Genomic DNA, 23,096 nt, shown 5'->3' with positions numbered 1-23,096 from the left:
ACACTTGCTATGCATCTCTGGGAAGCCCTTTTTCGACGGCTCGGATTAACCTCTGCTGTTGGCGCGTAGCTTCGCTTTTATCTAAGGTATCGCGCTTGGCGTATTGCTGCGTTAGCGCCCAGTCTATGTGCCTATCTACCAATTCACTGACAGCACCTTTTCTCTCTTCAAGCAGCGTTACACTATTAGCATCAAAAGGCGCATTGCCAATGGCAACGGCGATGTTCCGCTGCCATTTTTCGTAACCTATCCTTCGTATTGGCGAGCCTTCTGTATTGGACAAAAAGGTCTCTTCTGACCAGCTAAAAAGCGTATTTAGTGATTGGCCGTGAAGCACCTGTCGTGGATGAAAGTCATCTTCAGATGTTACGTCTGCGAAACGATTCCATGGGCAAACTAACTGACAATCATCACAACCATATATTCTATTGCCCATTTTCGGTCGAAGTGTTTCTGGAATATCGTCATCCGATTCTATCGTGAGGTAAGAAATACAGCGTCTTGCATCTACTGTGTATGGAGCCACAATAGCCTCGGTTGGACAAATAGTCATGCACGCAGTACAAGTCCCACATCCCTCTTCTACGGGTGAGTCGGTTGGAAGCGGTAGATTAATAAAGAGTTCACCGAGAAAAAACCAGGAACCGGCTTCTTTATTAAGTGTGAGGCTGTGCTTTCCTGTCCATCCAATACCTGCTTTTTCGGCAATAGCATGTTCAAGTACGGGAGCCGAATCAACGAAAGGACGATATTGGGTGTGGGCTAACGCAGAAGTAATTTTATCGCCTAATTGCTTGAGTCTTTTCCGCAATACTTTGTGATAGTCCCGGCCCAGCGCGTAGCGACTTATATAGCCGATTTCTGGGCGCTTTAAGTGTTTAGCAAAAGAGGCGTCTGGGGGAAGATAGTTCATTCGAACACTGATGACGCGAAGGGTGCCTGGTACTAATTCGTCGGGACGGGCACGCTTCATTCCATGGCTTTCCATAAAGGTCATGTCGCCGTGGTAACCTTTGTCTAACCACGCCTGTAGATGTGCCTCGTGCTGATGCAGATCAATATCACTGATACCAACTTGTTGAAAGCCTAGCGCTCTTCCCCAAGCCTTGATATTGTTTGTTAATTCAACGAGGTCGATGGAATTAATTGCGGACATTTGCTCATGCTAGATACTCAACTCACGTCAAGTTTATCATACAAACTATTTAGAGCCGATCAGGTTCGAGAAAATGAAGCACAAGCAGCGGCTGATTCAGGTTGTGACATGTTCACACTGATGCAGCGAGCTTATGATGTAGTGTTTAAGCAGTGCCAAGAGCTGATGCCCAATTCTGATGTTTACTTGGTTCTCGTTGGCCAAGGCAACAATGCAGGGGATGGCTACATTGCGGCAATGAACGCAAAACTAGCAGGTAAGCAAGTGCATGTGTGTGCTGTTGAACCCAATCGAATACTTGATGGCGATGCGGGCAAGGCGCAGCAACGTTGGGCAGACGCTGGCGGAAAGATCAATCCTTTCGACAAATCATTATTGGAAAAGGCCGATGTTGTAATCGACGCCCTCTTGGGAACGGGTATCAATAGTTATATACGCAATGAATTTGCCGATGTCATAGACACCGTTAATGCTAGCGCAACACCAGTGGTGAGCGTTGATGTGCCATCAGGTCTTGATGCTAACACCGGGCAGAGCCTTGGGCGCTGTGTTCAAGCCGATATAACGGTTACGTTTGTGGGTATCAAGCCAGGCCTAGTGACAGGCGCAGGGAAGCAGTCGTGCGGTAAACTGGTCTATGCTGACCTCGGTATAGGTAAGGCGTTTCAGGGTTTAGCGAAAGCGAGTGCCACCATGCTAAACATTGACCATTTCAAAGGTATGGGGCCGCGCGAAATAAACAGCCACAAAGGTACGTATGGTCGCCTTCTTTGTATTGGCGGCAATAAGGGGACAGCTGGCGCAATCCGCCTAGCGGGTGAAGCTGCCCTGAGAAGCGGTGCAGGTATGGTACGTGTTTACACCCATGAATCCTCAATTGTTCAGGTCAGTGCAGGACGTCCAGAATTAATGGTGACCGACTCAAACCTTGCCGACGCCTTGGAGTGGGCAAGCTGCGTGGTGATTGGCCCCGGACTTGGTCAAGACGAATGGGCTAACGCCACATTTGAAATGACGCTTAAACATTGCCAAAACCATAATAAGCCCATTGTTATAGATGCTGATGCGCTAAATATTCTGTGTAAACAATCTACCGCTTACACTATTAGTGACAGCATTCTTACCCCTCATGCTGGAGAAGCTGCGCGTCTGCTTGGCGTCTCTATCGATGATGTTGAAGGGGATAGATTTAACTACGCAAGACAGTGTTCTCAGCGGTATCACGCCGTATGTGTTCTAAAGGGGCTGGCACACTGATTGATAATGAAAAGAAAACATGGGTATGTCGTCACGGTAATCCGGGCATGGCAACAGCGGGTAGCGGTGATGTTTTAAGCGGTATATTGGGTGCATTGTTAGCACAAGGTGTTGAGACTGATATTGCTGCAAAATACGGTGTGGTGCTGCATGCGAAGGCGGGTGATGATATTGCCCAACTTTATGGGCAACGTGGTATGATAGCGAGCGACTTGTTCGACGCAGTACGTGCACTGATTAATCATTAATATCTGTGATATTCCCCTAAACGGGAAGGCATCTACTGTGTTTTTCAGCTTTTAACTCTGTGGAATATTGTTGATGTCTTACCCGCATACCTCATTTTTTGCTAACGAACTAGAAGATACTGCGCAACTAGCCAAAGACTTAGCGCAAGCCGTTTCCAGTCAACTACCCAGTGATGCCGTCATCTATCTAAATGGCGATCTAGGCGCTGGGAAAACCACATTCAGTCGATACTTCATTCAATCGCTGGGACATTCAGGTAGCGTTAAAAGTCCGACGTATACCCTAGTTGAACCTTATGAGTTAGAAAGCGTCAATATTTATCACTTTGACCTATATCGTTTAGCTGACCCGGAAGAACTCGAGTTTATGGGGATCAGAGACTACTTCGGAAGTGGTGCAATTGCGTTAGTGGAATGGTCGGAAAAAGGTGGTGAGTACTTGGCATCCCCTGACTTAGTGATTAGTATAAATATTACACCGTCGGGCAGACAGTTTATGATAGATGCAAAAAGTGCTCATGGTGCGAAGCTACTTCAGCAATGCAAGCATGTGTAGTAGCCAAGTGTTGAGATAAATAACAATAAAAGCGTAAAGGCAAAACATGGTGCGTAGTATAGTTAGTGTGTTGTTTTTGTGGATGTTTGTGCATATTGCGCACGCTGCACAAAACAGCATCGAAGGCGTGAGAATAGCGCCGTCATCAGATACCACTCGCGTAGTTTTTGATATGAAAACAGCGCCTGAATTTACGTACTTTACGCTGACTAAACCGCTCCGCTTGGTAGTGGATCTGCAACAAACTGACAAGTCGTTTGATTTTTCACAGGTTGCAAACGACGGCGACCTGGTCAAAAAACTTCGCTATTCAACACCAAAAAATAAATCTGCTGCTCGTATTGTCATCGAACTTAATAGGAAGGCAGAGCCTTCGCTTTTTGCTATTACGCCGGCTGGTTCTTTTGGCCATCGATTGGTCGTAGACTTAGCAGACAGCCAGCCAAACAGAAGTGGCGTTCTCGCTTCGACCTCATCCTCTGTTGTCATTGACGACAAGAGCAGCCCACGAGACAGCAATATCATTGTTGCAATTGATGCGGGCCATGGCGGTCGAGACCCTGGTTCCATTGGTCCCGCGGGCACGTTTGAAAAGCACATTACGTTAAGCGTGGCGAAAAAACTTCAGGCGATGATAAATGCGGAGCCTGGAATGAAAGCTATTATGACACGTAGCAACGATTCTTATATCTCGCCAAATAGACGACCAGAAATCGCGCGAGAGAAAAAAGCAGACTTGCTGATTTCCATACATGCGGACGCATTTAGTCAACCTGAGCCTCGCGGTGGATCTGTTTGGGTGTTGTCTATGCGTAGAGCCGATACTGAATTGGGTCGTTGGTTAGAAAAATCAGAACGGCATGCCGAATTACTAGGTGGTGCTGCAGAAGTTATTAATGATAAATCCAGTGAACGCTATTTAACAGAAACCATTTTAGGGCTTTCAATGGATCACAGCATGGCTAGTAGTCATGATATTGGCAACAAAGTGGTTGATGAACTTAAAAAAGTAACAAGTCTTCACAAGAGAAGACCACAGGCGGCGAGCTTTGCTGTGCTGACTGCGCCAGACATTCCGTCCATTTTGGTAGAGCTAGGTTTTATTTCCAACCCTCAAGAAGAGAAAAACCTCAACTGGTCAAAGTACCGTGAGCGTCTAGCAAAAGCCGTATTTAGTGCCACTAAGCGCTATTTCAAGCAAACGCCACCGGATGGTACACTATGGGCAAGAGAAAAGGCGAATAACAGAACGCACAAGGTTCGAAGCGGAGAATCACTCTCACTTCTTGCGCAACGTTACAATGTAAAAGTGAGTAGTATTAAAGCGGCAAACGACCTCAATAGTGATGTTGTGCGTGTGGGCCAAGTGCTCACTATTCCGCGAACCTAAGTCAACGCATTAGCGCTGCGTTATGTTCAGCGTACATCGCCCGCATTGCGCTTTCTCGCGCATATGCATAGCAACAAATTAACCAGTTATCACAGGGTAAACCATTGCCTATACAGCTTTTATCTCCGCAACTCGCAAACCAAATAGCCGCTGGTGAAGTGGTTGAGCGTCCGGCATCTGTCGTAAAAGAACTGCTTGAAAATAGTTTAGACGCTGGCGCTACTAAAATTGAGGTGGACATTGAAAAAGGTGGCCACAAGCGAATTCGCATCAAAGATAATGGCTCGGGTATTATCAAAGATGAATTGCAGCTAGCGTTAAGTCGCCATGCAACGAGTAAAATCACCACACTCGATGACCTAGAACAAATATTGTCACTTGGGTTTCGCGGCGAAGCGCTAGCGAGTATCAGCTCGGTCAGTCGACTTACTTTAACATCGCGTACCCAAGAGCAAACCGAAGCGTGGCAGGCGTATTGTGAAGGGCGCGAAATGGCGGTAAACGTTCAGCCTGCGGCACATCCGATTGGAACCACGATTGATGTGGCCGACTTATTTTACAACACCCCAGCGCGGCGTAAGTTTTTGCGCACCGAAAAAACCGAATTCCAACACATTGAAGAAGTGATAAAACGTATTGCGCTAAGCTATCCGAAAGTGTCTTTTATTCTAAAGCACAACGATAAGGTGATTAAGCGCTATATTGCCGATAAGGTGGGAAGCCTAGCAACGCGTATTGGCGCAGTGGTTGGACAAAAATTTATTCAAAACGCCGTTCATATCAATACCCAATATGAGGGTATTAGCATTGATGCATGGCTTGGTAACGAGCTCATGTTACGCAGTAGTAACGATTGTCAATTTAGCTTCGTAAATGGCAGAGGAATGCGCGATAAACTTATCATGCACGCCATACGGCAAGCATACGAAAGCGTATGGGGCGTTATTGAGCAACCTAGTTTTGTAGTGTATTTGACGCTTAGCCCAAGAGACGTTGATGTCAATGTGCATCCGGCAAAGCACGAAGTCCGATTTCAACAAGGGCGCCTGGTTCATGATTTTATTTGTAAAACGGTAAGTGATGCACTGTATGCACTCACCGATACATCGACACTCGACTCGGTTACAGAGCAAGAATACGGCAACGAAGCACCTTTTATGACGCCAGACGTATCGCACGACTACATTAGGCCGTTGCAATCTCAACCTAATGTCTCACACCATGGTGATTCCGTGCATACTGGTACGTATCATCCAAAGGGGCAAGCTTCGGGCTCGTTACAAAGCCGTGGCGGAAGTCGAAGTATGTCGGCAAAAGGTCCAAGCGCTGCTTATCAATCGAATTACTCAGCGCTTATGACGCCAAATAGCGACATGATGGCGCAATCGACCAGCGAAAACCAAACACTAAACTATCTCAATCTATCGGCTTTTCAGCGTCTTTATAGTCACGAACAGAAACTTTATTTAGTTAGCGTTGAAAAACTTGCAAGTATCTGGTTGAGCGAACTATTTTTAAAAGCACAACATGGGCAACCTTTATTGATGCTTGATTGCGATAGAGCACAACAGTGTGCAAGACAATACCCTTGATTTGTTAGCGTCGATGCATTTTGACATTAACAAGGTGGCAGGCAAGCTTCGTCTACAGCAAGTTCCCGCGGGCACGCGTCATCTGCCATGGATAAAATGGTTTGCTCACATCCTTTCAGTGAGTGGTACTGAGTCAAATGAGGAGAGTAACCACTTATCGTCAAGGATTGCCATTCCACTATCAGATTTTGCCGATGAGACAGCAAGTCAGGTGTGGTACTGGTTGGAGCAGCAGAGCGATGCTAAACAATGGGAATATATAAAGCAATTTGCTAAAGTTCGCACCCTTGAGGAAGTACTTGATGTTTGGGGAGAATAACATGTCTGCTGGCATAGATTCTGCATCGCCTGTAATCGCAATAATGGGCCCCACTGCATCGGGAAAGACGGGTCTAGCGATCGATTTAGCAAAACGCCTTGATTGCGAAATTATCAGTGTCGATTCGGCTCTGGTATACAAAGGAATGGATATCGGTACAGCGAAGCCGACGAAGGAAGAGCAAGCAGGAATTGCGCATCATTTGATAGATATTATTGACCCAGTAGAAAGCTACTCTGTCTCTCAATTTGTCAATGATACCAATAGGTTAGTAAATGAAATTCGAGGTAGAGGTAAGCTGCCAGTCTTGGTAGGCGGTACAATGATGTACTTTAATGCCTTGATAAATGGAATTTCGCCACTACCTAAGTCGGACGAGGCAAAGCGCGAAGAAATAAACGAACAGGCAAAACGTTTGGGATGGGCTGCATTACACGATGAGTTGTGTCGCGTAGATCCTGTGAGTGGCGAGAGAATTCACCCCAACGACCCTCAACGTATTACAAGAGCGCTAGAGGTTTATCGGTCTACAGGTAAAACACTGACTTTTTGGCAACAACAAGAAGGTGACAAATGCCCGTATGATATCGCACAATTTGCCATTGCACCGCAAGATAGGGCGGTGTTGCATGAGCGCATTGCACAGCGGTTCGATATGATGCTCAAGCAAGGCTTTGAGCAAGAAGTAGAACAACTTTATGAACGAAGTGATCTTCACGAGGATTTACCTTCTATACGTTCAGTGGGTTATAGACAAATGTGGCAGTACTTGGCGGGTGAGTTGCCTTATGCAGAAATGCGAGAACGCGGCATAATCGCAACAAGGCAGTTAGCCAAGCGGCAGTTAACATGGCTAAGAGGCTGGGAAGACGTTACATGGCTGGACACATTTGCTAACGATAATTTGACTAAAATTACAGCGAAAGTCACACTTTAGATGTTGGAGTGTGGTATACATTAGACGTGCAGCGATAGTGTGATTGCTATTGCGAATAATAAAAACTAAGGATATCAAATGGCTAAAGGGCAATCTTTACAAGACCCATTCTTAAACGCTTTGCGTAAGGAACGTATTCCAGTATCAATTTATCTGGTAAACGGAATCAAACTTCAGGGACAAGTTGAGTCTTTTGACCAATTCGTTATTTTGCTGAAGAACACGGTAAGCCAAATGGTGTACAAGCATGCAATTTCTACAGTGGTACTTCTAAGACGCGCTATTACCATGCCAAGTGCAGGAGATTCTGAAAATACTAAAGGTGAATAATTTAAAAGGTAACGCGCTTGTTTGACCGTTATGAAGCTAGGTGAACAGGCTGTACTAGTTCATGTAAATTTTTCCGACGAGAACAGCAAAGAGGACTTAAGTGAACTCGAGTTGCTTGTGTCTTCAGCTGGGGTAGATGCGGTAGAAGTGATTACCACTTCACGCAGTGCGCCGCATGCCAAATTCTTTGTCGGTTCAGGTAAGGCAGAGGAAATAGCAGCTGCTGTAAAAGCACACGATGCTAATGTTGTTATTTTCAACCACGCGCTTTCTCCTTCTCAGGAGCGAAACCTTGAAGCCGTGTGTAAATGCAGAGTGCTGGACAGAACGGGGCTTATTTTAGATATTTTTGCGCAGCGCGCGAGAACCCATGAAGGTAAGCTTCAAGTAGAGCTAGCGCAATTGAGGCATATCTCTACACGTCTCATTAGAGGCTGGACCCACCTTGAGCGTCAAAAAGGTGGTATTGGTCTTAGAGGTCCTGGTGAAACGCAGCTTGAAACTGACCGTCGATTGCTTCGAGGCCGTATTAAAGCCATTCTTCGTCGTTTGGAGAAGGTGCAAAAGCAACGCGAGCAAGGACGTCGTTCGCGTAAGCGCGCCGAAATACCCACGGTATCCTTAGTTGGCTATACAAATGCGGGTAAATCGACGCTGTTCAATACTATTACCGATTCTCACGTTTATGCAGCAGATCAGCTGTTTGCAACACTTGACCCTACATTACGTAAAATCGAACTAAAAGATGTTGGCCCGGCTATACTTGCTGACACGGTAGGCTTTATTCGTCATCTACCGCATGACTTGGTTGCTGCATTCAAAGCGACATTGCAAGAAACACAAGAAGCCGATTTGTTGCTTCATGTTGTTGATATTGCTGATGCAAAGTATCGCGAAACGATGGATGAAGTTAACGATGTACTTGAAGAAATTGAAGCCGGAGAAATACAACAATTACTAATCTGTAATAAGATTGATAAACTCGAAGACGTGGAACCGCGTATAGAAAGAAACGATGAAGGCGTACCTGTTCGAGTGTGGTTGTCTGCACAAACAGGAGAGGGCACTGAGTTACTTAGCCAAGCTTTGACCGAATGCCTAGGTAAGAGCATGGTTAATTACACGTTAAAGATTCCTCCGGCCCACAGTCGACTGCGTGGTGTGTTATACGACTTAAATTGTATCGCTAGCGAAGAATATGATAGTCACGGTGACTGGGTGGTAGACGTAAGAATGCCCGCAGCCGATTGGAACAGACTTGAAAAGCGTCTGGAAAACGGAATATCAGAGTATGTTGTGCGTCATTAACCCACATTTCGTGGGAAATGCATGCGTAATTCAAAAAATATAACAGTAATCTATGGAGTATCAGCATGGCTTGGAATGAGCCGGGTGGCAATAATAACGACCCGTGGAAAAATCGCGGTGGGAAAGAGCAAGGTCCCCCAGATTTAGACGATGTTTTTAAAAACTTGTTCGGCAAGTTCGGTAAATCTGGCGGTAATGGTGGTGGCTCAGGTAAAAGTTTGAGCGGCATTGGCGCTGGTATTCTTGTTGGCTTACTCATAATTATCTGGGGTGTAAGCGGCTTTTACACCATTCGCGAAGCCGAGCGTGGCGTTGTGCTGAGATTTGGTGAGTATCATCAACAGGTAGAGCCGGGCCTTCGTTGGGCGCCTACCTTCATCGATACAGTCATTCCTGTAGATGTTCAATCTATTCGCGACCAATCTTCATCAGGCTCTATGCTGACCGAAGATGAGAACGTGGTTAGTGTTCAAATGGAAATGCAGTTCCGTGTTGTTGACCCCTACCGCTGGACTTTTGCTGTCGAAAGTCCTGAACAAAGCCTTAGCCAATCGCTGGATAGCGCCATTCGTTATGTTGTTGGTCATTCAACGATGGATGATGTGCTTACGGACGGTCGTGAAGTGACCCGTCAACGCGTTTGGGAAGAGTTGCAGTCAATCATTGAGCCATACGACATGGGGGTATCTATTATTGATATGAACTTCCGTGACGCGCGTCCACCTGAGCAAGTTAAAGATGCGTTTGATGACGCTATTGCTGCACAGGAAGATGAGCAGCGTTTCATTCGTGAAGCCGAAGCGTATGCAAGAGAAATTGAACCTCGTGCACGTGGTCAGGTGAATCGTATGAATGAAGAAGCGCAAGCTTACAAAGAGCGTGTAACGCTGGAAGCGCAAGGTGAAGTGGCGCGATTTGACGAATTACTTCCTCAATATGAGAGAGCTCCTAAAGTTACACGAGAGCGTATCTATCTTGAAACCATGGAAGAGGTATTAGGCAGTACCAGCAAAATCTTGGTAGACAGTAAAGGCGGCAACAACATGATGTATCTACCTTTAGATAAAATCATGGAACGCCAGCAGTCATCAACGACACCTCGTTCTCGTAACACGCTAGAAGGCCTACAGGCACCGGTTACAGACGCAGCGGGCAGAAGCCGCAATTCGTCACCAACTTCGGGCCTACGCGGCAATAGCATTAGAGAGGGGAGATAATTAGCTATGAAGAATTTACTCATTGCCGCTGGTGTCATTATCGTATTGCTCGCATCAGGCTCTTTATTTGCGGTTAAAGAAGGCGAGCGCGCCATTGTTATTCAGTTTGGTAAAGTTCAGCGTGATGACGCGACTGGCGATACTAAAGTGTTTACACCTGGTTTGCACTTCAAGCTGCCGTTTATTGATTCAGTACGCGTGCTGGATGCGCGTATCCAAACACTTGATGGTTCACCAGACCGTTTTGTAACGAGCGAAAAGAAAGACCTTATCGTAGATTCATACGTTAAGTGGCGCATTGATGATTTTGCACGCTACTACTTGTCTACAGGTGGCAATAAGCTGCAAGCTGAAGCGCTACTTAAGCAAAAAGTCAATAACGGCTTACGTTCTGAATTTGGTACGCGTACTATTGCGCAAATCGTTTCAGGTGAGCGCTCTGCATTGATGAACCAAGCGATGGAGCAAGCTGCAACGTCGTCAGATGAACTTGGTATCGAGATTGTGGATGTTCGCGTTAAGCAAATTAACTTACCTACCGAAGTGAGCAACTCTATCTTCCAACGTATGCGCGCTGAGCGTGCTGCCGTTGCGCGTGAGCACCGTTCTGAAGGTCAGGAGCAAGCCGAAGTAATTCGTGCAAATATTGACGCAAAAGTAACGGTAATGCTTGCTGACGCTGAGCGTAATGCACGTCAACTTCGTGGTGAAGGTGACGCATTAGCGGCTCAAATCTACGCAGATGCTTATTCGAAAAATGCTGATTTCTACAGCTTCCTTCGCAGTATGGATGCCTACAAGAAAAGCTTCAATAGCAAGCAGGACGTGATGGTAATTGCCCCGGATAGTGAGTTCTTTAAGTACATGAACCAATCCAGAGGCAACTAACCGCTAAGCCTGGTATTAAATACTAGAAGCCAGTCGTTTAGACTGGCTTTTTTATGTCCGGGTTATCTAGGCAAGCTATTGAACACCATAAATATTTCTGGTGCATCTACACATTCAGTTAGTACCTATGCCTACATCATTTCGCGGTTTGACTGCCAAAATTATGTGAAATCGGGTAAAATACAAGCGAATTAATTATAAAAACTGCACCACTGGTAGTACGACGGCTTCGCTTTCCCCGCATGGTCATCGATGAAGTAGGTGCGACGAAAAACGACAGAGGGAAAATTTTGACAACGGAAAACACAAATACAGTTTCTGCCGATAACAACGGCGGAAAGGGCGGGTTATTCTCGCGATTTCTCGCTACGGTTGAATTTTTAGGGAACCTACTTCCCCATCCAGTCACGCTTTTTGCGCTTCTTTCACTGTTTATCGTGGTATTAAGTGGTGTTTTAGGCTACTTCGATATTGCCGTGGCCGATCCCCGCCCCGAAGGAGCGAAAGGCAGAGAAGCAGATGGCATGATTGAAGTCATCTCATTAATGAGTGCCGAGGGACTGCAAAGAATAGTCACCTAAGCTTGGTGACAAACTTTACCGGTTTTGCGCCACTTGGTACGGTACTGGTTGCACTGTTAGGTGTTTCTGTAGCGGAACATTCTGGCTTGCTATCTGCTGCTATGCGCGCACTGGTTATGAACGCTTCTCAACGTGCCGTCACCTTTGCGATAGTGTTTGCAGGCATTATCTCAAATACAGCTTCAGAGCTTGGTTATGTGGTGCTAATACCGCTGGCTGCTATGATTTTTCATTCCCTTGGTCGCCACCCATTAGCGGGTTTGGCTGCAGCATTTGTCGGCGTGTCTGCTGGATACAGCGCGAATTTGCTACTTGGCACCGTCGATCCTTTGCTATCGGGGATTACTGAAGCCGCTGCCCATATGATTGATCCAGATTACGTAGTTGGCCCTGAAGTTAACTGGTACTTCATGTTTATTAGTACATTTGTTATTGCCACTATGGGGGCATTGGTTACCGAGAAAATCGTAGAGCCTCGTTTAGGAAAATTTGATGAATCAGATGCGTCGGTTGATTTGGGAAATCAGTCAATGGACGCGCCAACCGATATTGAGAAAAAAGGCCTTCGTTGGGCGGGTATAGCATTTTTACTTGTTTGCGCAGTGCTAGCCTTAACCGTAGTACCCGAAAACGGAATTTTGCGTCATCCTGAAACGGGGGAAGTGGCTGGTTCGCCATTCTTGAAAGGGATTGTTGCATTTATCTTCATTACGTTTGCTATTCCTGGCTTTGTTTATGGCAAAGTAACGGGCTCTATGAAAAACGATAAAGACGTTATAGACGCTATGTCTAAAAGCATGGGCGCTATGGGGCTTTACATCACACTCGTCTTTTTTGCTGCGCAGTTTGTTGCATTTTTTAAATGGACAAACTTGGGTACCGTACTTGCTGTAAAAGGCGCGGCCCTGCTTCAGGCGGCAGGGCTTGATGGGCCAGCAGTGTTCATCTTGTTTATTATGATGTGCGGTGTGGTAAACCTATCGTTAGGTAGTGCATCAGCGCAATGGGCGGTTACAGCACCTATTTTTGTTCCAATGCTCATGTTAATTGGTTATGCACCGGAAGTTATTCAAGCTGCATATCGTATTGGAGACTCAGTGACGAATGTCATCGCTCCAATGATGAGCTACTTTGGCCTTATCTTGGCCATGGCTGCGCGATACAAGAAAGATTTGGGAATGGGAACTTTGATTGCCATGATGCTCCCTTATTCAATGGTCTTTATTGTAGGTTGGACAATACTCTTCTATATCTGGGTGTTTTTATTGGGTATGCCAGTAGGGCCTGGTGCGGCAACCTACTACCAGCCTTAACGTTGCTTGAGGTAATGGATTTCAAAGGCGGTGCTTAGCTAAGCACCGCCTTTTTTATGGGATATTGTTTTACGCTGTGTTAATCGTTAAAAGCGCTGCTGATAATCGTTTTATTTTCACGCGGTAAACGATCATTAATTGAGGTAATTCAGTATACTATTACACATATCAAAAGTTTCTCATGACATGACTCAGTGTTGAGAACTTACAGTGCAATACTTCTCGGAAATAGTCTTTAATGAAATACAAGTCGAACAAGGGGTTTACCCACGGTCAGGCCGATAAAATAGGCGTATTGGTGACAAATTTAGGTACACCTGAGGCACCGACCAAGCAAGCTTTGCGTCCTTATCTAAAAGAGTTTCTTTCAGACCCTCGAGTGGTCGAAGTGCCAAAGGCCATTTGGTGGTTTGTGCTCAATATGATCATCTTGAACATACGCCCTAAGCGTTCAGCACAAGCTTATTCGACGGTGTGGACCGAGGAAGGGTCTCCTTTGATGGCCATCACTAAAGCGCAAGCAAGTGCGTTGGCCGAGCGTTGCAAAGCTGCCTACGGCGATGATGTAGTTGTCGATTTTGCAATGCGTTATGGCAATCCAGCCATTTCTGACGTGATTGACAATATGCTTTCTCAAGGCGTGCGTAAATTAGTCGTGTTGCCCTTATACCCTCAATACAGTGCATCAACAACGGGGTCGACTTTTGACGCAATAGCCAAGGACTTTACATCACGACGCTGGCTACCGGAGCTGCGCTTTGTGAATCATTACAATGACAGAGATAACTTTATTACTGCCTTAGCCAATAAAGTGAAGGCGCACTGGGAAAAACACGGACGCGCCGATAAACTGATCTTGTCCTATCATGGTATACCAAAGCGTTATTTAATGAACGGTGACCCTTACCACTGTGAGTGTCATAAAACGTCTCGCCTATTAGCGGAGAAGTTGGGTTTGAGTCATGATGAGTACATGACCACATTTCAATCCCGCTTTGGTAGAGAAGAGTGGCTTAAACCTTATACCGACGAAACATTGAAAGGACTCCCTGAAAAAGGCGTAAAGTCTATTCAGGTGATGTGCCCGGGCTTTTCTGCTGACTGTCTTGAAACCATTGAAGAAATTGGTGAAGAAAATCGCGAATATTTTATGGAGTCAGGTGGTGAGCGTTATGAGTACATTGAGGCGTTAAACAGTGATAAAGAGCATATCGACGTGCTGTTTGATGTCGTGCAAGAGAATTTGCATGGGTGGAAAGCCGAGCTCGACAACGGGCTGCGCGCTGGATTAGCCAGAGCGCTTGGCGCAAATAAATAGATAGCGAGTGAGAGGGAGAAGGTCAACATGGATGTGAAAGCGCCCAAAGCCTTACTGAAGGCCCAAAAAATGGCAAATTTGCTCGATACGGCGGTTAAGCTACCTATCATACCGATACGGGTGGGGTTGGACTCACTCGTCGGGCTTATACCGGGAGCTTATGATGCAATCATGTTATTTGTCTCTTTGCGTATTGTTTGGCTAGGTAAGTCAATGGGTATGCCTAAAGCACTCATTGCGCAAATGATCAAAAACTCTGCTATCGACTTTGGCCTCGGATTTATTCCTTTTGTCGGTGATATTGCAGATATTTTCTATAAAGCTAATCAAAAAAATGTGCGCATCATGGAGCGCTGGTGGACAGGCGAGAATAAAGCCAAAGTGGATGCGTCGACGAGAGCCAAGTTAGCGCAATGGGACAAGGACAACAGCTAAGAACGTAATAAATGTCATAAAATTATCAATCGTTTTCTATACTGTAGGCGTAACAAAAGCGTGTTCACTTCTATCGAAATACCTCTCTACAAGGAGCGTGCAGTAAATGAAAGCGTCAGACCTATTTGTAAAAGCCCTCGAAGCGGAGGGTGTCGAATACATATTTGGCATCCCCGGTGAAGAAAACCTCGACCTGCTCGAATCACTTCGCTCTTCTTCTATAAAATTAGTGCTCACTCGGCATGAACAAGGCGCTGGATTTATGGCCGCTACCTATGGACGGCTAACCTAGCAAAGTGGGCGTATGCTTAGCAACGCTAGGACCCGGTGCGACCAATTTAGTAACCCCAGCGGCCTATGCGCAGCTAGGTGCGATGCCAATGTTAATGATAACCGGGCAAAAACCCATTAAAACGAGCAAGCAAGGCCGTTTTCAGGTTATTGATATCGTAGACATGATGCGTCCTATCACCAAATTTACCACGCAAGTTGTAAGTGGCGATCGAATACCTTCAACGGTTCGTGAGGCGTTTCGATTAGCACATGAAGAGCGCCCAGGTGCCGTGCATATAGAGTTACCTGAAGACATTGCAGCTGAACAAACGTCTGCGCATTTGCTCGAACCAAGTACCTCGCGAAGACCCATTGCTGAATACAAGGCCATTGCGCAGGCAATTTCCATGATTGAAGAGGCACACTCGCCTCTGCTACTGATTGGTGCTGGGGCAAACCGAAAGCTTACTGCAAAGATGCTTAGAGAGTTTGTGGATAAAACCTGTATTCCGTTTGTTACTACCCAAATGGGAAAAGGGGTGCTGAACGAGAGTGACAAGCGCTTTGCTGGAAACACGGCGCTATCAGATGGTGACTTCGTACACCGCGCAATCGAGCGCGCTGACCTCATCATTAATGTAGGGCATGATGTGGTTGAGAAGCCGCCCTTCTTTATGCATCACAACGACAAACAAGTCATTCACGTGAATTTCGAGCCAGCGGCTGTTGACCCGGTGTATTTCCCGCAGCTTGAAGTGGTAGGTGACATCGCCAATAGTATCTGGCAGATAAAAGAAGGAATTGCGCCGCAAGAAGGATGGAAGCTCGATTTTTATCAAGATGTGCATGAGGCTTATGTGTCGCACAGAGCAGAGGCGGAAGATGACAGCCGTTTCCCAATATTGCCTGAACGTTTTGTAAGAGATATCCGCAAAGTGATGCCAGAAAATGGCATCGTCACTCTAGATAATGGAGTGTACAAGATTTGGTTCGCGAGAAATTACCCCGCTTATCACCCTAATACTCTGTTACTCGATAATGCCTTAGCCACCATGGGGGCAGGATTACCGTCAGCCATGGCTGCTAAGCTTGTAAAACCAGATGTGCCCGTTGTCAGTGTATGCGGTGATGGCGGGTTTATGATGAACAGTCAGGAAATTGAAACCGCAGTTCGGCTTAAGCTGGATCTCGTTGTGATCATCTTGCGCGATGACGCGTACGGAATGATTAAGTGGAAACAAGCGAACATGCAGTTTGATGAATTCGGGCTAGACTATGGCAACCCAAACTTTGTCAAATATGCTCAAAGTTATGGCGCCCAAGGCTGGCGAGTTGATGATACTGATGTACTTATTCCATTGGTTGAAAAGTGTTTGAACACACCTGGCGTGCATATCATTGACTGCCCTGTTGATTACAGCATGAATGACGAGACACTCAATCATACTATTAAAGAGCTCAGCGCTAAGCTGTAGGCGCAAATGAAAAGGCAAACAAAAGGAGCCTAGACATGTTGAAGGACAGTTATCCGTATTATTTAGCTAGCGAGGCACATTTTGCCAACACAGACCTTGAGGTTACAAACAAGTACACCGGAGATGTGGCGACGAAGGTGGCAATGGCGGACGCTGATACGATAGATAAGGCCATTGCAGCAGCACAGCAAGCGCAGCCCGCTATGACGGCAATGGCCCCCTATGAGCGTCAAGCCGTCTTAGAGCATTGTGTGAAACGCTTTACTGAAAGAGCAGATGAACTTGCTCAGGCCCTGTGTATAGAGGCGGGCAAGCCAATTAAAGACGCTAAAGGCGAAGTTAGTCGACTGATTGACACGTTTAAAATAGCGGCTGAAGAATCAGTACGTATTAACGGTGAAGTGGTTAACCTGGAGATATCCGCTCGTGCTAGAGGGTATCAAGGTATGACTAAGAAGGTACCTATTGGACCTTGTTCGTTTATATCTCCATTTAACTTTCCGCTTAACCTTGCGGCACATAAGGTTGCTCCAGCGATAGCCGCTGGCTGCACCTTTGTGCTCAAGCCTGCCTCTCGTACACCTATTGGTGCGCTCATCATTGGCGAGGTGCTCGCTGAGACAGACTTACCAAAAGGCGCGTTTTCCATCTTGCCTTGTAGCCGGGACGGCGCTGATCTATTTACAACCGACGAGCGACTAAAGCTACTCAGTTTTACTCGGTTCGCCAGATGTGGGCTGGGCACTGAAAGCGAAAGCTGGCAAAAAACCTGTTGTGCTTGAACTAGGTGGAAATGCAGCATGTATTGTGGATGAGGATGCTGATATCGCCGATGCAATAGAGCGCGTTATTATCGGTGCATTTTATCAGTCAGGACAAAGCTGCATCAGTGTTCAACGTTTGCTTGTTCACAGTAGTATCTTTGATGAATTCAAACAGCGCTTTGTTGAAAAAGTAAAGGCATTGGTATCTGGCGATCCTTCAGACGAAGATACTTTTATTGGCCCCATGATTTCTGTTGGAGAAGCAGAGAGATTACACGGGTGGATTGAAGACGCAAAAGAGAAGGGCGCCACTGTTTTATGTGGAGGTATACGAGACGGCGCCATGCTTGAAGCAACGGTGATGGAAAACGTTCCGAAAGACTGTGATGCAAGCGCTGAAGAGGCATTCGGGCCCTTGGCTATCTTGGTGCCGTTTGACAACTATGACGATGCGCTTGAAGAGGTGAATAACAGTCGATATGGACTACAAGCAGGTGTATTCACTCGAGACATCTACAAGGCACATAAGGCCTGGAATGTGTTAGATGTTGGTGGCGTAGTCATTGGTGATGTTCCAAGTTGGCGTGTCGACAATATGCCCTATGGGGGGGTAAAAGACTCGGGCTTAGGTCGCGAGGGCATTCGTTACGCCATTGAGGATATGACAGAAACTCGACTAATGGTAATACGTACGCCGTAATGGCAGATTACAAGAAGGCGCTTAAATTAGCGCCTTTTTGCTGACGTAGATAGACTTTTTGCTCTATTTAGTCGGCTGCATACTCTTCAAGCAGTGCAAGAGGGATAATATCAAGTGCCTTCTCATGAGTCGCTTCAAGACGCACTTTAGGAGCAACGCCAGCCTGGTAGGCTTGTAACCACCGTGCAGCACACAAACACCACCTATCGCCATCTAGCAGCCCTGGAAACTCCATGCTAGGCCATGGGGTTATAAGGTCATTACCCTGACGCAAGGAAAACTGAAGAAACTCGTCGGTAACAACAGCGCATACGCTGTGGTTTCCTACATCAGCATCTGGCACGTAGCAAAAGCCCTCGCGAGTAAAACCCGTGTTTCCACAACAAAGTTGCAAAGGACGACCATAGACATTTTTTGCATTTGCCAAAATCAAATACCTCTCAAGTAACGTAATAACTATCATAGCGAGTTAAATGAAGCGCGTTAATCCCGTAAAGATATTAAATTTTTATCTCTCGATACTGATTTAATGCTGTGAGGGCAATCGGCGCTTCACCTATTTACGGTAATCAACGAATTTGGATGACAATAGCGGGCGTTCTAAGAAAATTAGGACGTTAAAAGCAACGATTTTGATGAGTGCATGAGGACAGCAATACATGCTAGATAAAAGCAAAAAAACTGGCGAGTCTAACTTCTCTAGCGATGAAATAGCACGGTTTGACGCACTTGCAGAAAGCTGGTGGGACACTAATGGTCAGTATAAAACGGCATTGGAATTTAATAGGGCAAGGTTAGATGTGATCAAAGCTCAGATTGATGCACACTTTAATCTTGAGCATTCGTCACAGGGCTACCATTTTCTGTCGATTATTGATATTGGCAGTGGTGGCGGCCTTATCAGTGAGCCATTAGCGAAATTAGGCGCTAATGTTACCGGGATAGATGCCAGTGCGATAAGCGTTGAGGTGGCAAAACGCCATGCGGCTCAAAGCAATGTAGATGTACAGTATCGGCATATGCTATCGAGCGAAGTCGTAAAAGAAGGTACACAGTTTGATGTCGTTATTAATGCGGAAGTGGTTGAACACGTACCCGATCAAAAACAACTTATCCAAGAATGCGCGAGTATGGTCAAACCGGGTGGGTTATTGGTTTTGGCGACGTTAAATCGCACTATAAAAAGTTTTGTCATTGCGATTATCGGTGCCGAATACGTAATGCGCTACTTGCCCGTAGGCACACATGCGTGGAGCAAGTTTGTTAAACCCAATGAGCTTAACTCTTGGGTAGGCAATGAATTTAATCTTACTTTTCAAACTGGTATGAAGCTTAACCCATTTAAGGGCGAATGGCTTACAACACCTAGTCTCGCGGTAAACTACATACAAACCTATGCTCACCGAAGGTAATGCGTTTACATCAATGGCGTCTATGTAGCCTATCTATAATGGAAATAGTGAAAGGCAAAAGCCCAAAGGTTTGGGCTAACAAACTGATTTAAAAAGTAATTAAGAGAGGGTAAGACAAGCATAACTGCAGAAGTGCCCACCCTTTGTTGATGACATAGTCTTCCAAGACTTGATCTTTACATTGTGTTTACATAAATATAACAAAGGTCTGACCACAGACCACCAGCTAATGGACATTATAATTATGGGACACACAATGAAACTACTAAAGAAACTCGTTGTATCTGCAGTAATAGTCGCTGCAGCTCTTGCTAGTCAAGCCCACGCCAGCACTTATGCGAAAACCAAATACCCAATCGTTTTAGTACATGGGCTATTTGGATTTGATGATGTACTTTTTGTCGACTACTTCTACAAAGTGCCACATAAACTTAGCCGTAATGGTGCTGAAGTCTATATCGCACAAGTTTCACCCGCCAATTCATCCGAAGTTCGCGGTGAGCAATTATTGGCATACATTGACGAAGTGCTTGCTTTGTCAGGCGCGCAAAAAGTAAATCTTATCGGGCATAGTCACGGAGGTCCGACTGCGCGCTATGCTGCAAGTGTTGCGCCTAATAAGGTTGCTTCAGTCTCTTCGGTTGCAGGAGTGAATTGGGGGAGCAAAGTTGCCGATGAACTGCGCAATGCCATTGCAGAAGACTCATTTCAAGAGGGAGCCGCGAGTGTGGTGGTTGATGCGTTTGCGAATATCATAGAGATTGCCTCGGGTTCAGATCCGCGCAGCACGCCGACAGACTCGATCGCAGCAATGAATTCTCTTTCAACCGCGGGGAGTATCGCTTTCAATCAGAAATACCCAGAAGGGATGCCGTCAGCGTACTGCCGAAACGACGGCAAAATGCTTGACGACAACGGAGTGTATTACTTCTCTTGGAGTGGCGCGAGAACCTTTACTAATGCATTGGATATTGCTGATCCTTTTATTGCGATTACGGGCACGGCATTTAATGAACCCAACGACGGCCTAGTGTCTTCGTGTAGTTCACACTTAGGGAAAGTCTTAAAAGACAACTATAAAATGAACCATTTAGATGAAGTGAACCAAAGCTTCGGCATTACCCATTGGTTTGAAACCAATCCCGTCGATGTGTTTGTTAGACAAGCAAATAGGTTGAAGAACCTCGGCCTATAATGAAAGCTTTTTTCATATGTATAGGAGGGTTGGCAGCCCTCCTAGTTGGGACACTTGCATTCCAGCAGCGCGATGATGACGCTAAAATTACTGGTGACAAACAGCTAGAGGAATACGCTAGTACCATGGATGTCGCGCTTATTGTTAATCTCAATAACGAAGGCAAAGGCAAAGATCGTCTTGCGTTCGTACTGAGTTTTGCTGTTAAGGATAGCTTTGACCAATTCATATTCGAACAGCAACAACATGCAGACCTTGGGCAACTATTAGCAATCGAAGTGATAGACGCGTTTCAACGTTATGCATCGAAGACCTACACACCAGAGTCGGCGGTATTCGCCATTGATTTATTCTCGCGCTATGTCAATTACAAGGTAGCGTTATCTTCAGAAGATATTGAAGTAGATTTGTCTATGCAAAGCCTTAGTGACGTTGCGTTCAGGCTAGATGAACGCGAATTGCTAAGAAGGCGTTTTTTTAATGATAGGGAATATCACTTCCTCTTCAGTCAAGACGCCGAGACTGACAATGCCGCATTACAGCGCTTGAAAATCGCGCAAGAGAAAACATTAGATGAAGCGCAACGGAAAGCGCTAATCATGGAGCAGATCAACAATGGCTCACAATCAGAGAAGCGTGCATTTCGCGGGACATTAGATATGCATAAAATTCAGCAGATAAAACACGATTATGTAGATTCAAACACGCGCTATAACGCTATTGCTGCAGAGTTTGGTCATGAGGTTGCAGAACGCTTTTTAAAAACCTGGGAGGGCCAGAAAGCATGGGGGCAACGCGTCGATAAGTACAAGGCATACCGCAAATCGCTTGCAGACGGGCGAATGTCTGATGAAGAAGTAGCGCAGGCGCTTCGCCAGTATGAAACGTCACACTTCAATAGTAATGAGATAAAACGCCTTCGAGTGTTAACGCAACCACCCACATCCTAATAGGTCTTACCATTGCTCCGTTCACACAGGTATAACCATAAAAGTGCTGAATAGTTTTACTGCTATAGAGAGTGATTTGTATGCAAGCAACTCACTGTCTACTCTAGGTTAATACGCTCAAAAAGAAAGCGCACGCGATACAACGCACACCAAGTGAGTAAAAAGTATGAAAATATACGAGACGAAAACAGCACCCAATCCGCGCAGAGTAAGAATGTTTCTGGCGGAAAAAGGTATTGATGTTGAATACGTACAAATCGATATTCAAAAAGGAGAAAATTTAAGTGCAGAAATGCGCGCTAAAAATCCTTTAGGAAAAATCCCCATACTAGAACTCGACGATGGTACTTGTATTGCTGAAACTGATGCGATTTGTACTTATTTCGAAGCACTACAGCCTGCCCCTTCATTGATGGGTACATCACCAATCGAGAAAGCCACAATTTCTATGTGGCAACGTCAGGTGGAGTTTGCCTTTATGCTTCAAGTTGGTATGTGCTTTCAACATACAACCGGCTATTTCAAAGACCGCATGGTACCTGTGCCAGAATACGGTAAAGAAGCAGGCATCAATGCATCTAAATATCTCAATATATTAGAGCGAAGGCTCGCGGTTAAACCGTTTGTTGCAGGCGATGCCTTTAGTATTGCCGACATTACTGCTCTGTGCGCTATCGATTTTGCGAGGGTTGTCGATATCAGAATAAAAGAAGAGCAGCCTAACCTAATGCGCTGGTATGAATCAGTAAGTAACAGAGCGAGTGCAAAAGCCTAATGATAGATTTATATACCGCAGCAACGCCTAATGGCTGGAAAGCATCTGTCGCCCTCGAAGAGATGGGCTTAGATTATAACGTTCACAGCGTTAATTTGATGAAAGGCGAGCAGAAAACACCAGAGTTTTTAGCTATGAACCCCAATGGCAGAATACCAGTTATTGTCGACCGCGAGGCAGGCGGGCACACCGTTTTTGAGTCGGGTGCCATTATGCTCTATCTGGCGGAAAAAACCGGTCTGTTTATCCCGAATACGGCAGTAGGTAGAAGCCAAGTCACACAATGGCTTATGTTTCAGATGGGCGGCATAGGCCCAATGATGGGTCAAGCCAACGTGTTCTATCGCTATCTTGAAGAAAAAATTCCTATCGCCATTGACCGCTATCAAAATGAAGTCCGTCGTTTATTCACGGTACTTGATGGTCACTTGGCGCACAGAGAATATTTGGTTGACGACTACTCAATTGCAGATATGGCTAACTGGTGCTGGGTACGGACATACGAATGGTCTGGCGCTAGCATTGACGGCTTAGACAATCTTATTCGTTGGAAAAATAGCATAGAGGCGCGCCCTGCTGCGCGCAGAGGTGTTGAAGTGCCCAACAAAATAGATAAAGAGGCACTTATAAAAGGCGCGAAAAATGTCGTAACGCGTTAAACCTAAGAATTAAAAAGTTTTTAAAAACTAATGGCTTAAGACACTTGC

At 45.8% G+C, this 23,096-nt stretch carries 17 protein-coding genes and 5 pseudogenes; 20 read left to right on the top strand and 2 right to left on the bottom strand.

The window, feature by feature from the left end:
* Positions 1 to 7: 7 nt before the first annotated feature.
* Positions 8 to 1,156, bottom strand: a complete 1,149-nt coding sequence (gene queG / locus V6N89_RS19695; RefSeq protein WP_346993139.1) for a tRNA epoxyqueuosine(34) reductase QueG — start codon at positions 1,154 to 1,156, stop codon at positions 8 to 10.
* A gap of 6 nt (positions 1,157 to 1,162) precedes the next feature.
* On the opposite strand from queG, the pseudogene V6N89_RS19690 reads away from it, so the two are divergent.
* The 15 genes and pseudogenes from V6N89_RS19690 (at position 1,163) to V6N89_RS19625 (ending at position 18,057) form a co-directional block, all read left to right on the top strand.
* Positions 1,163 to 2,661: pseudogene (locus V6N89_RS19690) on the top strand (NAD(P)H-hydrate dehydratase).
* A 73-nt stretch (positions 2,662 to 2,734) separates the two neighbouring features.
* Entirely contained in the window at positions 2,735 to 3,217 is a 483-nt protein-coding gene (tsaE, locus tag V6N89_RS19685; RefSeq protein ID WP_338519084.1) for a tRNA (adenosine(37)-N6)-threonylcarbamoyltransferase complex ATPase subunit type 1 TsaE, read from the top strand.
* A gap of 46 nt (positions 3,218 to 3,263) precedes the next feature.
* A complete protein-coding gene (locus tag V6N89_RS19680; protein WP_346993138.1) occupies positions 3,264 to 4,607 on the top strand; it encodes an N-acetylmuramoyl-L-alanine amidase in 1,344 nt (447 codons plus the stop codon).
* Between the two features lie 104 nt (positions 4,608 to 4,711).
* On the top strand, positions 4,712 to 6,199 hold the full coding sequence (gene mutL, locus V6N89_RS19675) for a DNA mismatch repair endonuclease MutL (protein ID WP_431189740.1): 1,488 nt from the start codon (positions 4,712 to 4,714) through the stop codon (positions 6,197 to 6,199).
* On the top strand, positions 6,180 to 6,518 hold the full coding sequence (locus V6N89_RS21870) for a hypothetical protein (RefSeq protein ID WP_338519082.1): 339 nt from the start codon (positions 6,180 to 6,182) through the stop codon (positions 6,516 to 6,518). Before mutL ends, V6N89_RS21870 begins: the two co-directional genes overlap by 20 nt.
* 1 nt (position 6,519) lies before the next feature.
* Positions 6,520 to 7,455 carry a tRNA (adenosine(37)-N6)-dimethylallyltransferase MiaA gene (gene miaA / locus V6N89_RS19670; protein WP_338519081.1) on the top strand — a complete coding sequence of 312 codons (936 nt, stop codon included), beginning with the start codon at positions 6,520 to 6,522 and terminating at the stop codon, positions 7,453 to 7,455.
* Between the two features lie 78 nt (positions 7,456 to 7,533).
* A complete protein-coding gene (hfq, locus tag V6N89_RS19665; RefSeq protein WP_346993137.1) occupies positions 7,534 to 7,785 on the top strand; it encodes an RNA chaperone Hfq in 252 nt (83 codons plus the stop codon).
* A 17-nt stretch (positions 7,786 to 7,802) separates the two neighbouring features.
* A pseudogene (hflX, locus tag V6N89_RS19660) lies at positions 7,803 to 9,093 on the top strand (ribosome rescue GTPase HflX).
* 65 nt (positions 9,094 to 9,158) lie between these two features.
* Positions 9,159 to 10,310, top strand: coding sequence for an FtsH protease activity modulator HflK (hflK, locus tag V6N89_RS19655; protein WP_346993136.1), 1,152 nt, complete (start codon positions 9,159 to 9,161; stop codon positions 10,308 to 10,310).
* A gap of 6 nt (positions 10,311 to 10,316) precedes the next feature.
* Positions 10,317 to 11,198: a protease modulator HflC gene (gene hflC / locus V6N89_RS19650; protein WP_338519078.1), complete on the top strand. Its 882-nt coding sequence runs from the start codon at positions 10,317 to 10,319 to the stop codon at positions 11,196 to 11,198.
* A 290-nt stretch (positions 11,199 to 11,488) separates the two neighbouring features.
* Positions 11,489 to 13,092, top strand: a pseudogene (locus V6N89_RS19645) (AbgT family transporter).
* A 238-nt stretch (positions 13,093 to 13,330) separates the two neighbouring features.
* A complete protein-coding gene (hemH, locus tag V6N89_RS19640; RefSeq protein WP_338519077.1) occupies positions 13,331 to 14,410 on the top strand; it encodes a ferrochelatase in 1,080 nt (359 codons plus the stop codon).
* 27 nt (positions 14,411 to 14,437) lie between these two features.
* Positions 14,438 to 14,845, top strand: a complete 408-nt coding sequence (locus V6N89_RS19635; RefSeq protein ID WP_346993135.1) for a DUF4112 domain-containing protein — start codon at positions 14,438 to 14,440, stop codon at positions 14,843 to 14,845.
* 106 nt (positions 14,846 to 14,951) lie between these two features.
* Positions 14,952 to 16,593: pseudogene (locus tag V6N89_RS19630) on the top strand (acetolactate synthase large subunit).
* A 35-nt stretch (positions 16,594 to 16,628) separates the two neighbouring features.
* Positions 16,629 to 18,057: pseudogene (locus tag V6N89_RS19625) on the top strand (aldehyde dehydrogenase family protein).
* Between the two features lie 67 nt (positions 18,058 to 18,124).
* On the opposite strand, the gene V6N89_RS19620 reads toward V6N89_RS19625, so the two are convergent.
* On the bottom strand, positions 18,125 to 18,484 hold the full coding sequence (locus V6N89_RS19620; protein WP_338519075.1) for a DUF2237 family protein: 360 nt from the start codon (positions 18,482 to 18,484) through the stop codon (positions 18,125 to 18,127).
* A 232-nt stretch (positions 18,485 to 18,716) separates the two neighbouring features.
* On the opposite strand from V6N89_RS19620, the gene ubiG reads away from it, so the two are divergent.
* From ubiG to V6N89_RS19595, 5 genes are all read left to right on the top strand, one after another.
* A complete protein-coding gene (ubiG, locus tag V6N89_RS19615; RefSeq protein ID WP_338519074.1) occupies positions 18,717 to 19,469 on the top strand; it encodes a bifunctional 2-polyprenyl-6-hydroxyphenol methylase/3-demethylubiquinol 3-O-methyltransferase UbiG in 753 nt (250 codons plus the stop codon).
* 256 nt (positions 19,470 to 19,725) lie between these two features.
* Positions 19,726 to 20,664, top strand: coding sequence for an esterase/lipase family protein (locus V6N89_RS19610; protein WP_338519073.1), 939 nt, complete (start codon positions 19,726 to 19,728; stop codon positions 20,662 to 20,664).
* Between the two features lie 29 nt (positions 20,665 to 20,693).
* Positions 20,694 to 21,614 carry a lipase chaperone gene (locus tag V6N89_RS19605; protein ID WP_346993134.1) on the top strand — a complete coding sequence of 307 codons (921 nt, stop codon included), beginning with the start codon at positions 20,694 to 20,696 and terminating at the stop codon, positions 21,612 to 21,614.
* A 166-nt stretch (positions 21,615 to 21,780) separates the two neighbouring features.
* Positions 21,781 to 22,389, top strand: coding sequence for a glutathione S-transferase family protein (locus tag V6N89_RS19600; RefSeq protein ID WP_346993133.1), 609 nt, complete (start codon positions 21,781 to 21,783; stop codon positions 22,387 to 22,389).
* Entirely contained in the window at positions 22,389 to 23,048 is a 660-nt protein-coding gene (locus tag V6N89_RS19595) for a glutathione S-transferase family protein (RefSeq protein WP_338519071.1), read from the top strand. Before V6N89_RS19600 ends, V6N89_RS19595 begins: the two co-directional genes overlap by 1 nt.
* The last annotated feature ends 48 nt before the right edge of the window (positions 23,049 to 23,096 follow it).

Source organism: Alteromonas gracilis (assembly GCF_036870955.2).
In the GTDB taxonomy this organism is placed as follows: domain Bacteria; phylum Pseudomonadota; class Gammaproteobacteria; order Enterobacterales; family Alteromonadaceae; genus Alteromonas; species Alteromonas gracilis_A.
The sequence above is the reverse complement of the archived record's forward strand: the minus strand, read 5'-3'. Positions and strand labels throughout refer to the sequence as shown.